This is a genomic window from Candidatus Clostridium radicumherbarum (assembly GCF_045310525.1).
GTDB lineage: Bacteria > Bacillota > Clostridia > Clostridiales > Clostridiaceae > Clostridium_AT > Clostridium_AT radicumherbarum.
Window position 1 is genome coordinate 851,117 of the sequence record NZ_JBJHZY010000001.1, and the last position, 12,754, is coordinate 863,870.

Annotated in this window: 14 protein-coding genes; 13 read left to right on the forward strand and 1 reads right to left on the reverse strand. The window is 30.7% G+C overall.

Annotated features, from left to right (window positions below):
• Positions 1 to 88: 88 nt before the first annotated feature.
• From ACJDUH_RS04100 to ACJDUH_RS04135, 8 genes are all read left to right on the forward strand, one after another.
• Positions 89 to 721 carry a site-2 protease family protein gene (locus tag ACJDUH_RS04100; protein WP_406763884.1) on the forward strand — a complete coding sequence of 211 codons (633 nt, stop codon included), beginning with the start codon at positions 89 to 91 and terminating at the stop codon, positions 719 to 721.
• Positions 722 to 1,199: 478 nt separating this feature from the next.
• Complete coding sequence (locus ACJDUH_RS04105) at positions 1,200 to 1,832, forward strand: sensor histidine kinase (protein ID WP_406763885.1); 633 nt, start codon at positions 1,200 to 1,202, stop codon at positions 1,830 to 1,832.
• Between the two features lie 23 nt (positions 1,833 to 1,855).
• Complete coding sequence (locus tag ACJDUH_RS04110; RefSeq protein WP_406763886.1) at positions 1,856 to 2,473, forward strand: response regulator; 618 nt, start codon at positions 1,856 to 1,858, stop codon at positions 2,471 to 2,473.
• Positions 2,474 to 2,597: 124 nt separating this feature from the next.
• Positions 2,598 to 3,533: an ABC transporter ATP-binding protein gene (locus ACJDUH_RS04115; protein ID WP_406763887.1), complete on the forward strand. Its 936-nt coding sequence runs from the start codon at positions 2,598 to 2,600 to the stop codon at positions 3,531 to 3,533.
• Between the two features lie 3 nt (positions 3,534 to 3,536).
• Complete coding sequence (locus tag ACJDUH_RS04120; protein ID WP_406763888.1) at positions 3,537 to 4,667, forward strand: ABC transporter permease; 1,131 nt, start codon at positions 3,537 to 3,539, stop codon at positions 4,665 to 4,667.
• Positions 4,664 to 5,809: an ABC transporter permease gene (locus tag ACJDUH_RS04125; protein ID WP_406763889.1), complete on the forward strand. Its 1,146-nt coding sequence runs from the start codon at positions 4,664 to 4,666 to the stop codon at positions 5,807 to 5,809. The genes ACJDUH_RS04120 and ACJDUH_RS04125 overlap by 4 nt, the downstream gene beginning before the upstream one ends.
• A 227-nt stretch (positions 5,810 to 6,036) precedes the next feature.
• The gene (gene trmB, locus ACJDUH_RS04130; protein ID WP_406763890.1) at positions 6,037 to 6,672 is read left to right on the forward strand and encodes a tRNA (guanosine(46)-N7)-methyltransferase TrmB; all 636 of its coding nucleotides are present in this window, start codon (positions 6,037 to 6,039) and stop codon (positions 6,670 to 6,672) included.
• 283 nt (positions 6,673 to 6,955) lie between these two features.
• Positions 6,956 to 8,068 (forward strand): TolB family protein, encoded by a 1,113-nt coding sequence (locus ACJDUH_RS04135; RefSeq protein ID WP_406763891.1) that lies wholly within the window; start codon positions 6,956 to 6,958, stop codon positions 8,066 to 8,068.
• A gap of 82 nt (positions 8,069 to 8,150) precedes the next feature.
• Here ACJDUH_RS04135 and ACJDUH_RS04140 read toward each other — a convergent pair whose 3' ends face one another.
• Positions 8,151 to 9,035 (reverse strand): DUF2156 domain-containing protein, encoded by an 885-nt coding sequence (locus ACJDUH_RS04140; protein ID WP_406763892.1) that lies wholly within the window; start codon positions 9,033 to 9,035, stop codon positions 8,151 to 8,153.
• Positions 9,036 to 9,467: 432 nt separating this feature from the next.
• On the opposite strand from ACJDUH_RS04140, the gene ACJDUH_RS04145 reads away from it, so the two are divergent.
• The 5 genes from ACJDUH_RS04145 (at position 9,468) to ymfI (ending at position 12,721) form a co-directional block, all read left to right on the forward strand.
• Positions 9,468 to 9,755, forward strand: coding sequence for a putative quinol monooxygenase (locus tag ACJDUH_RS04145; RefSeq protein ID WP_406763893.1), 288 nt, complete (start codon positions 9,468 to 9,470; stop codon positions 9,753 to 9,755).
• A 54-nt stretch (positions 9,756 to 9,809) separates the two neighbouring features.
• Entirely contained in the window at positions 9,810 to 10,400 is a 591-nt protein-coding gene (cobC, locus tag ACJDUH_RS04150) for an alpha-ribazole phosphatase (protein WP_406763894.1), read from the forward strand.
• Positions 10,401 to 10,443: 43 nt separating this feature from the next.
• Entirely contained in the window at positions 10,444 to 11,178 is a 735-nt protein-coding gene (gene cobS / locus ACJDUH_RS04155; protein WP_406765009.1) for an adenosylcobinamide-GDP ribazoletransferase, read from the forward strand.
• Between the two features lie 64 nt (positions 11,179 to 11,242).
• Positions 11,243 to 11,983 carry an AIR synthase related protein gene (locus ACJDUH_RS04160; RefSeq protein ID WP_406763895.1) on the forward strand — a complete coding sequence of 247 codons (741 nt, stop codon included), beginning with the start codon at positions 11,243 to 11,245 and terminating at the stop codon, positions 11,981 to 11,983.
• Positions 11,984 to 12,721: an elongation factor P 5-aminopentanone reductase gene (gene ymfI, locus ACJDUH_RS04165; RefSeq protein WP_406763896.1), complete on the forward strand. Its 738-nt coding sequence runs from the start codon at positions 11,984 to 11,986 to the stop codon at positions 12,719 to 12,721.
• Positions 12,722 to 12,754 lie beyond the last annotated feature (33 nt).

Consider the following 12,754-nt stretch of genomic DNA (forward strand, 5'->3'; position numbering starts at 1 on the left):
GTCCTAAATGGGCTTTAACGAGTAGTTTTACCAGTGGGAGCGAGTAGTCTTTAACTACTCATTCGTGACCACTAAAAGGAGGATTAAATTGAGAGATCAGATTTTAACTACAGTGCTTTTAATACCAGGCATTTTGCTTGGCCTTACTTTTCATGAGTTTGCCCATGCATATGTTGCTGATAAATTAGGAGATAAAACTCCAAGATTCCAAGGAAGACTAACACTCAATCCTCTTGTGCATATTGACGTAATAGGATTTATTATGATATTGATAGTTCATTTTGGATGGGCAAAGCCGGTTCAAACTAATCCTAGCGCTTATAAAAATTATTATAAAGATGACTTAAAGGTTTCAATAGCTGGACCACTAGCAAACTTGGTAATAGCCTTTCTATCTGCCTTAGTTTTAGCACTATATATTAAACTTAATATAAATTTAAGTCCAAATTTAAATACAATAATCTACTCTATATTATATTTATCTGTGGATATGAACTGCATGCTGTTTGTATTAAATTTAATACCAATACCTGGTTTTGATGGTTTTCATATATTAAGAGATCTATTTCCAAAGCTGTTTTATAATTTCTCTGACAAAATATATCAATACCAATTTATTATTATGATAGTTTTCCTTGTAAGTCCATTATCAACATACATTATTCAAAAACCAGCCGATTTTATTGGCAATTTAATAATTAATATCGTAAGCAGGATTTAACATGGAAACTTGGATTATTTTAAGCAAGTTATTTATAATAATATATATTTTGTTAAAGGCCTTTTTTATGGCGAATGCCATTAATTCATCCTTTATACTAGTATTTTTATGTTATATATGCATAACTATGTTTATGTATATAATTAAGAACAGGCCAATGAAGATTTTATTGGCTTTTTGTTCTTTAATATTATTATTTATAAGTTATAAATTTATAAATAATTTATTTATTTTGCTAATTCCTTTAGGACTTTATGAAGTATTCTCTATTTATTATAAGAATTTTATGATTATAGCACACATATTAAGTATTATACAGATTTTTTTCCTAAAGGAAAGTTTTATCCCCGAATATATTTTAATATTGCTGTTAAGCTGCCTTATTAATTTACTTTCCATTAGAAGCTATAAAAAGATAAATGATTTATTGAAGACGGGAAATGAACTTAGGGATAAGAATTATAATTTGAATTATAATTTGAGCAAAAATTTAGATTATAAGAATCAAATAAAATATATGTCCCAGTTAGAAGAGAGAAATAAGATTGCCCAGGAAATACATGATAAAATTGGGCACACTATTGCTGGAAGCTTAATGCAATTAGAGGCAGCCAAAGTTTTACTTCAAAGGGATAAAACCGAAGCAGAACATATACTGCAAAATTCTATAGACACCTTAAGGGTTGGAATGGATAATATAAGAGTTACCTTAAGAAATGTTAAGCCTCCTATAGAGCAGCTTGGAATAAACAAAATCAAACTTATTTTAGATGAGTTTATGCTTTCTAGTAATATTATTGGAGTATTATATGTTAAAGGGGACTTAGAGATAATTACAAACCTGCAGTGGAAGGTTCTGCAGGAGAATATTTTAGAGGCTTTAACAAATATAATAAAGCATTCTAAGGCCACTAAGGTAAGTGTAAATATCGAAGTATTAAATAAATATATTAAGTGTGAAGTTAAAGACAATGGAATAGGTGCAAATAAGCTTATTAAGGGTATTGGAATAATTGGCTTTGAAGAAAGGACAGAAGGTGCTGGTGGTAAAGTTATTATAGACGGGTCAGCTGGATTTTCTGTTATTTTTTTATTGCCAGTTAAAATTTAATTCTGTTGAAAGGTGTGATTATTTTGGCCATAAGGCTTTTAATTGCTGACGATGATTCACTCATAAGAGAAAGTTTAAAAATTATTCTAAGCATGGATGAAGCCTTTGAGGTGGCAGCTTGTGTAGAAAACGGCCAAAAGGCAGTGGAGTATTGCTTAAATGATAATATAGATATAGCCTTATTAGATGTACGAATGCCTGTTATGAATGGAGTACAAGCAGTAAAAGAGATATCCTTAAAAACTAAGACAAAAACAATAATATTAACAACCTTTGACGATGATGAATTCATTTTTGAAGCAGTAAAAAACGGAGCAAAGGGTTATCTTCTTAAGAATAATTCTCCTGATAGAATAAAAGAAGCAATAAATATGGTTTATGCAGGAAATTCTGTAATACAAGATATTGTCTTAGAAAAACTTAAAGAAGGATTAAATGTAAAGAAGAGAAAATTTGATGAAAGCTTATTTTCTGAAAGAGAACTGCAAATAATGAAACTAATTTCAAAGGGCTTTTCTAATAAGGAAATTTCAAAGAGTCTTTATATCTCTGAGGGGACAGTTAAAAACTATATCACTTCTATTCTAGACAAAACAGGACTTTCTCATAGAACACAAATTGCTATTTACTATATGGGATAATGGCATCCATATGATTAATTACTTATATGACTTTCGTCATAGCTAAAAGTGACTTCCTACACTTACTAGGAGGTCTTTTTTTATATATTATAATATTATAGTTTATTTAATGAGGTGGTTTATCATGAAGATTTTACAAATAGAAGGCTTAGTTAAAATGTTTGGGGACGTAGCTGCAGTTGATAAGGTAAATTTTAGTATTGAAGAAGGGGAAATCTTTGGACTTCTAGGACCTAACGGTGCAGGTAAAAGTACAATTATAAATATTATAGCTGGACTTCTTAATATGAATTCTGGAAGTATTGAAGTCTTGGGGCAAAACATTAGTAAGCATGGTATAGACATTAAAAGAAATTTAGGGGTAGTACCTCAGGATATTGCAATTTACGAAGATCTTTCGGCCTTTGAGAATGTGAAGTTCTTTGCAAGTCTTTATGGTCTTAAAGGTAAGGAATTAAGGGAAAGAGCTGAGGAAGCACTGGATTTTGTGGGGTTAAAGGACAAATTAAAGGGCCTGCCTAATGCGTTCTCTGGTGGTATGAAACGAAGACTAAATATAGCTTGTGCTATTGCCCATAGACCAAAGCTAATAATTATGGATGAACCTACAGTGGGAATAGATCCTCAGTCAAGGAATCATATTCTGCAGTCAGTTAAAAGGCTAAACGAGATGGGCTGCACAATAATATATACTTCACACTATATGGAGGAAGTTGAAGAAATCTGCACTATGGTAGCGATAATGGATCATGGTAAGGTAATAGCAGAAGGAACAAAGGAAGAATTAAAGTCAATAATTACAGATTCTAATACAGTTGCAATTACTGTAAGTGATGCTTCTAAAGTAAGAGAAGAAAAGCTTAAAGAAATACAAGGAGTAAAAACAGTAGAAATAGATGAGAACACAATAAAAATAAGCAGTGAAAAAGAATTAAATAATCTAGATAAACTTATTTTATATTTTACTTCAAATAAGATTAATATCAAAAATATTGAAAGTAAGGTTCCAGATCTTGAAACGGTATTCCTAACCCTAACTGGCAGAAAGCTGAGGGATTAGGATATGAATATAATAAAAATAATAATAAAAGATATAAAACACAACTTAAGAAATAGAGGAGCTATGATACTGATGGTGCTGTTCCCCATTGTATTAATGAGCATTTTAGGCTTAGCTCTTTCAGGGGTTTTCGAAGGAGAAAAAATTAATTTAGATACAAAAGTAATATATTCTAGCACGGGTAATGGAAATTTAGAAAAGGCTTTCGAAGGTTTTGAAAGCAATCTAAAGAATATAGGCGTACAATTTGTGAAAACAAATAGCGAAGATGAAGGAATTAAAAATGTTAAAGATGCTACTTATAACGCCTATATAAAAATTGATGAAAATGCAAATAAGTTGACTTTATACAAAAATAATAGATTTGATTTTTCAGCAGGGCTTATTGAAAGCTCCTTAAGTTCCTTTGTAGACAGATATAATTTATATTATGAAATCTCAAAGGTGAATCCATTGGCTTTAAATGAGATAGTAAGCAGCAAAACAAATTCAGAACTTGTAAAAACAGTAGGCCTAGAAAAGAATAGAACACCTAGAGCAAAAGATTATTACGCAGTTACCATGTTAACTCTTATAATATTATACAGCTCCATGACAGCTTCCTATGGGATTACAAAGGAGAGAGTAAGAAAAACCTATAACAGGGTGCTTATTAGTCCAATAAATAGATATGAGTTTTTTATAGGAAAATTATTTGGAAGCGTCATATTAACAATATTCCAAATGATTGTTGTAGTATTATTCAGTAAATATGTTTTAAATGCATATTTAGGGGAGAACATGCTAACATTCGGATTAATTATATTATCCGAGATAATTATGGCTGTTAGCTTAGGACAAGGGATTGCCTTCTTAGTGAAAAATGAAACAGCTGTAAGCGGGCTTTTAAATGCTATAATCCCTATTATTGTACTACTTGGCGGTGGGTATTTTCCACTTGAACAGTTTGGAAGCAATATACTAACAACTGTTGCAAAAATTTCACCATTGAAATGGATCAATGATGCACTATTCAAAGTAATATATGGCAATGACTTTAGTAAGGTACTTCCAGCCATTCTTATTAATTTAATGGTAGCAGTAGTTTTCTTAATGGCAGCTTCAATAAAATATAGAGAGGAGAAAGTGTCTTGAGAAATTCAATATTAGTAGCTATAAATACCTTAAAGATGATATTTTTAAAGAAAAGTAACTTAATAGTCATTTTAATAATACCTATAGCTAGTGTCATGATTTCCCTAGCACTCTATTCTAATGCAGGATCAAGAAATATTAGATTGGGAATAAGTGATGAGGAAAATTCAGTATTATCTAGAAATTTAATAGAAGACCTAAAAGGGAGCGATAAATACACAATTACAAATATAAGTAGTAGCAATATTAATAGTTCAGTGGTAGATGGAAAAGTAGATTGCATTTTAGTAATTCCTAGTGATTTCAGCAAAAGTATTTATAACAAAAGTTTTAAGGAAATTCAATTGATCACTTTGAAAGGAGAAGATACTACTGTCTGGATAAAAAACAGCCTGGAAATATATATCCAAAACCTTCTTGACATTAGTACAGCTTCAAAAGGTAATATTGAAGCCTTTAATAAGATTTACAGCCAATATAAAAATAATGGTGTACTTATAGAAAAAGCTGCGGTTAAGGATCAGTTTCGTAGTAAAGCAGTTACCTTACAGAGTTTAGGGTTTTTGGTAATGTTTATGATGCTTGGTGCAACCACAACCTCTAATTTAATTTTAAAGGAAAAGAGAGATAGGACCTATTATAGAATACTCTCCTCTCCAGTTAATTCTAAAAACTATTTAATTGGGAATATGCTTGCTAATTTATTAATTATGGCCATACAGGCTTCAGTGGTTGTATTATTTACGGTTAAAATATTTAAGGTTGAAACCTATGTGCCTTCTGTAGAGCTTATTTTAATTTTACTATGCTTTGGACTTGTAGCCATTGGTCTTGGAATCTTAATTGTAGCCTTTACTGAAGATACTTCTCAAGCAGGTGGATTGTCCACACTTATAATTACACCAACCTGCATGCTTGGAGGATGTTTCTGGAATACTAATTTGATGCCCACAGCCGTTCAAAAGGTATCTAACTTTATGCCACAAAAATGGGCTCTTTCAGCAATAACTAAGCTTCAAGCTGGAAATAGTTTTAGTGAGGTATTGATAAATATAGCGATTTTACTTGCCTTTGCCTGCACCTTTCTCTTAATTGGAATTTACAAGTTAAGAATTAATAAAGAAATAAAAACTTTTATTTAAACTTACTCGCTTCCGTTCAAACTACTCGTCAAAGTCCATTTAGACCTTTGGCTACGCCCACTGGGAAATCTGACGCACTCGTTCCCACTCGTAGATTGCCCGTAAAAGGTCATTTAGACCTTTTACCTCTTTTTTAAAAAATAAATAGCTTTGATGCAAAATATTATATATAATAAAGTATGAAAAAACATAAAATATTGAACTAAATATATATTACTGGAGGATCTATGAGACTAAGGAAGAAATGGTGGGCAAGGCCTGAACTAGAAAGCAGCGAGTATTTTATTACAAAGCCAATGGAATACTGCGGCTCTTGGAATCAGGTTTTTGGAAACAATAATGAAATACATTTAGAATTAGGTTGTGGAATGGGAGGCTTTATAAGCCAAAAAGCAAAGCTTAACCCGAATAATAATTATGTAGCTATAGATTTGAAGGATGAGGTTTTAATAAATACATTAAAAAAAGTATTAGATGCTGAGGTCACAAATGTAAGAATTATTCCACTAAATATTCAGCTAATAGAAGGAGTATTTTCAAAGAACGAGATTTCAAAAATATATATTAATTTTTGCAACCCATGGCCTAAGGATAGGCATAAAAAGCGAAGATTAACACATACAAGATTTCTTACGGAATATAAGAAATTTCTAAAACCGAACTCCGAAATATGGTTTAAAACAGACGATACAGAGCTTTTTGAAGAATCTATAGAATACTTTAAAGAATGCGGCTTTGACATTAAATATTTAACCTATGATCTTCATAACAGTGATTTTACTGAAAATATAGTAACAGAATACGAAGAAAAGTTTACTTCAAAGGGTATGAAGACTATGTTTTTAATTGGAAAGCTGAAGTAGTCTAATTAAGACACTTATCTATGTCATCAATAATCATTTAAGTATAGTTCATCCACATTAGAGTCCAATAAAGGATTACAGTGTGGATTTTTTTTACATAATGACAAATGTCATTATTAAAAAGTAATTTATCTACCCTTTTTAAATACTTCAGATATATGACTAAATATAGTAACTGGTTTAATATAGTAACTTTTTGTATATAATTACCGTATTAAAATGTGCTTATGAGTTAAAAAAATTTTTTTTTTAATGTTAAAATGTTTTAAAAGAGGGGATTAGATTGAAAGGAAATGCAATTGTTATAGCTGCTATCTTTATGTTTATACTTGGAGGCTGCGGCAAGAGTCAATTAAGTCCAACAACCAGCAGTAGTAAAGGTGAGCTATCAAAGGATGTTTACTATACTACTAGTGGATATTCAGCTGAACTAAGTGATAACTATCTGGTAGTGCAGGAAAAAGGTCTTAGAATAATAGACTTAAACACTAAAAAAATTATAAAAGAAATTGAAATACCGAATAATTATGTGTTAGGTTATGACATAGACGGCACAAAGGTTGTATGGTCTGCTTTTAATAACAAATCAGAAATTGGAAAAGATCCCTATTATGATGAAACTGCTAATTCCAATATATTTTTATATGACATCAGTACGGGAAGCACAAGGCAAATAACAACAAATGCTTCAGGACAGATTATGCCTAAGGTATGGGGTGATTATATAGTTTGGCAGGATAATAGAAATGATAGTGTTAAAGATATGAATCCTGAATGGGATATATATTTATACACCATATCCTCTAGAGAAGAAAAATTAATATCGACAGCACCCGGAATACACACTAATCCAAGTATAAATGATAATAAAGTTGTGTGGGAAGACGGAAGAAACTTTAAGGGCAAGAAAGAACTGAGATGGGGAGGTAATGTACCTGAAAATAATACGGATATTTATATGTATGATATAAAAACCGGTAAAGAAGAAGCTATAGCCACAGGAGCCCTTCAGGAATGTAATCCAACAATATATGGAAATTATATCGCCTGGGAAGATAGAAACACAAATGGCTTTGTAGCAGAAATATACCTCTATGACTTAAATAAAAAAGAGAAAATTAGAGTTACCAAGGATAAATTTAACCAGTCCCAGCCTAAGCTCTTTGATAAGTATCTGGTTTGGACAGATGAAAGAAACGGAACTTCTACTAATGATGTTTATGCAAACGGCAAAGAACCTAATTCTGATATATTCCTATATGACATTGAAGCAAGAAAAGAATATCTGATGACTGGAAAAGAACCGCAGATAATGCCTGCAATATCCGAGAACTATTTAGCCTATATAACATCTAGGCAGGTTAATGCTGAAGTACAAGTAATAAAATACAGATGATTTTTAATTATATACAAAGGGTATGCCAAATGTGATGGTATACCCTTTGTTTTAAATATAAATTTATTTAAATATTATTATATTAATCTACTATATACTTAGGTTCTAATTTAATAGGTTGATAAGATAGCTTTGCCTTCCTTAATCCTTCTTTACCTAGGTCTTGTTCTCTGTTTATAAAGGGAACCTCAGAAAAGTAATTTTCAATAAAGGTTTTATTTATATATGTATATAATCCATTAATTTCAGCATCAGCTTTTTCTATATGAATAATGGCCATATTCTCATTTATTTTTTCGCCTATAGTAAAGGCAGAAAGCTTATCAGCCACATAAACAGCCATACCGATAAAATCAAGCTTATCTTTATTTAGTAAAATTTCCTTAATAGCATTGAGTTCAAATTTTAAATAGCCCTTACAATCATTTAATTTACACCACTTACAGGCCGCATTAATACAATCTTCGATGTTGTTTCCATTTATCTCTTCGGCACGGAAGCTATTATTTTTAATAAAATTATTATAGTGATTTTTTTTACCATGTAGTTTTTTACCGGAAAGAGAAATTAGCTTTGAACTTTCATATATATAATCAAAGTTAGCTCTGTCTTCTTGGACAGTGAATTTTTCACCATATATTTCCTTAAGATCTTCTATAAAAGGAGCTTCTGCATCTCTAAATAAATATTTCAAATTTAAACAAGTCTTTTCATTTTCTAATGTATCAACAATAGTCCTTAAATTTTCTTTTGTATATCCAATTGGTTGCATAAAGTGATAGTCACTATAAAAATCTTTCTTTTTAATGATTAGTGCATCCTTATAAATAGCATATTGGATATCTAAACCATCTCGCCAAATAAATAAATTTGTATAGGAATATTCGCAGGTTAAAAAGTTATAGGGCTTTAAATATTTATCAAAAAGTTCCTTGTCCTCAAGAGTTAGAGGCTTAAAATCTAGCATATTAATCCTCCTTGCCATGCTAATTCTACACGTAACAATTATTAATTGTTACGATCCTTATTATGTTTGTTCTATACGCAGCAATATTAATTATTAATTAAATTGCATCTATTATTAGCTATAAATAATAATTATGTTTTCATACTAATTATAAAATATATTAAAAAAGTTTACAAATTTTATATATGGATAATTTATTAACAATTATATTATTATCTATTACTATATAAGTTATTATTTATTATTGGATTAAGACTTAAATAAAAACTGTGTACTGTTGACAACACAAGTAAGATATAATAAGTTTAAATTAATAATAATTTTACAGATATATTTTACATTTAGTTATTTATAACTAGAGGAAGAATGGGCTGCAAAGTATCTACCATTCTTCATTTATAATTTATTATTAAAGACAAGGAGCAAAAAAATATGATAAAGGTAGTAGCAAGAAAATTAGTTAATGAAGGTAAAATCGAAGAGGTCAAAGCCTTATATGAGCAATTAGTAGAGGAATCCAGAAAAGAGAAAGGCTGCATAAAATATGAGTTATATCAAGACGAAAGTGATCCTCGGGTGCTAGCTGTAATAGAAGAATGGGAAAGTAAGGATGCCTTAAATAAGCATAAGAAATCAGAGCATTATACAACATTAGTTCCTATGATAGGTAAACTTACAGCAAATAAGCCAGATATCAATATATATAATAAAATAATCTAGAAACTAATGTGAGCAAGACAAAAAACAATTTAATAAATTAATTTAGGAGCAAAAATGAATATCTATCTTTTAAGGCATGGAGAAACTGAGGAAAATAAAAATAGATTTTATTATGGAAAATTAGATGTTAGCTTAAATGACAAGGGAAAAACACAAGCTCTTAAAGCTAGGGAATTTTTAGAAGAAGTAAATTTTAATAAAGTTTATACAAGTGAAAGGCTAAGAACAAAAGAAACTGCAAGCTTAGTTGCTCGTAAAGGCTTAAATAAATTTGTTGCAGATAAAAGAATAAATGAAATGGATTTTGGTGAGTTTGAAGGGAAAGACTATAAAGAAATTCAAAAACTTTATCCTAAGGAATATGAATCCTGGAGCCGTGACTGGAAGGAATTTTCACCTCCAGGGGGAGAGAGCTATTTAGAGGTTTATAATAGGGTAAAGGAATTCATGGAAGAGCTTTTAAGGGAGCAAAGTGAAAATGTTTTAGTAGTAACTCATGGAGGCATAATTAGAACAATTTTATGTTATGTACTTGGGGGAAACTTAGAAAACTTTTGGAAATTCAGCTCCAAGAATTGCGATATAAGTTTAATAAAGTATGAGTATGGAAATATTTTCATAGACAGTATTACTCATATGAAATAAGGGGTTGGAGATTTTGATTAAGTATTTTAACAATTTTTTGCTTATGCTTCAGTTTTTAACAAGAATTCCTGTAAATATAAATTTAGAATGTAAACAAGATAATTTTAAGAAGGCAGCCTTTTATCTGCCTATAATTGGATTAATAGTCGGTGGTATTGAATGGACAGCCTATTATATATTAAATATTTTTCTGCCAGCAAACATAAATGCAGTATTAGTTTTTATTATGTCTGTGCTAATTACAGGTGCCCTCCACATAGATGGATTAGGAGATACCTGCGATGGCTTTTATGCCTTTAAGGGCAAGGACAGAATAATTGAAATAATGAAAGATAGCAGAATAGGCAGCTATGCTTGTATTGCTATAGTTGTGGATATACTATTAAAAGTATCCTCGCTAACCTATATAATTGAAAATAAGCTAGGATTTATTATTATTTTGGCCCCTATAATTGGAAGGCTTTCTATAATATTTATTTCTTTAATAGGAAAGACTGCTAAAAGTACTGGCTCTGGTAATCTATTTATTGGGAATATGAGTAGAACAATAGTAATCTTTGCTGCTTTACTTTCTTTTGTAATTAGTATAATACTTATTGGTGTTACTAATTCTGCAATCATTTTTTTAATTTCCTTTATAGTTACTGTATTAGTAAATAAGTATAGTGAAAGCAAAATTAACGGTATTACTGGTGATCTTCTTGGTGCCAATAATGAATTAGTAGAAATCTTTGTACTTATTACATGTATAGCTGTAAATGTATTAAGCAAAAGATAATATAATGTTATATTATTAATATAACCGACTTAAATTTTATAATTATTTAACTGGAGAATAACAAATGAAACTAAGAAAAGTTAGAGACTTAAGTTTAGTTGATTTAGATAATAAAACAACCTTGGTAATTGCCTGTGACAGTTGTGGAGGCATTGGCATGAAGGAAGGAGATGCTTTAAAGGTTCCGCCTTTATTCGTTGGAAAATTTGCAGCCAGAGTACCTCTACTAGAAGTTTTAAGTACAGGAGCTGAGGTTATGGTTATTACTAACAATGTATGCAATGAGATGGAACCTACAGGTAAAGAAATGATTAGAGGTATTAGTGAAGAACTAGCTGAAGCTTATATTGATGATGCTGTGCTTACAGGAAGTACAGAAGAAAATTTTAAAACTATTTCTACTGCAGTGGGTGTTACAGTAATGGGATTAGTGCCTAATAATCTATTAAGGGTAAATACAGCTGCGGCGGGTTCTTATGTTATAAGCATAGGGCTTCCTAAAGTAGGAGATGAAATTAATTACCTTAAGGATGATGAAATTATTACATATTTACACTTAAAAACCTTGCTTGGTTTAAATTATGTATATGAAATTATACCAGTTGGTTCAAAAGGAATTGCTTATGAATGTGAGCAAATGGCTTTATATAACAATCTTAAATTTAATTTTGAAAAAAATCTTAATGTAAATATACAAAAATCCAGCGGACCTGCAACATGCGTAATAGCAGCTGTGAAAGCAGATTCTATTGGTGAAATTAATGAAATTGTACCAAATGTAAATATTATAGGAAGGCTGATGTAAATGCTTAAGAGTAAGGTAGCTCTCATAACAGGTGGCTCAAGAGGTATTGGAAGGAGCATAGCTATAGAACTAGTTAAAGCTGGTGCTGCTGTAGTTATAAGCTTTAGTAAGAACGAAGCAGAAGCTGAGGAAACTTTAAAGCTAATAAAAGAAATTGGAGGCTTTGGAAAGAGCGTTAAAGGAGATGTAAGTATATATAAGGATGCAGCTTATATGATTGATTTTACCATTAAGAGTTTTGGTAGTATTGATATACTGATAAATAACGCAGGAATTTCTCATGTAGGCTTATTTATGGATATGCAGGAAAGTGAGTGGAATAAGCTTTTTGATGTGGATTTAAAGGGAGTTATAAATTGCTCTCATTATGCACTGCAGCACATGGTAAGACAAGAAAGGGGAAATATAATTAACATTTCTTCAATATGGGGTAGTTCTGGTGCCTCCTGCGAAGCAATATATTCTGCAGCTAAAGGTGCCGTTAATAGCTTCACTAAGGCACTAGCAAAGGAAATGGCTCCTTCTAAAATCAGGGTGAATGCCATTGCACCAGGGGTAATAAATACTGAAATGAATAATTGGCTTACAATGGAAGAAAGAAAAGACTTAACACGTGAAATTCCTATGCAGCGCTTTGGAAGTCCGGAGGATATTGGTAAACTGGCAGTATTTCTAGCAAGTGATGATGCCAATTACATAACTGGCCAAATTATAACTGTAGATGGCGGCTTTATATAATAATTGATTTCTAAAAGAAGAAAATATAATCCA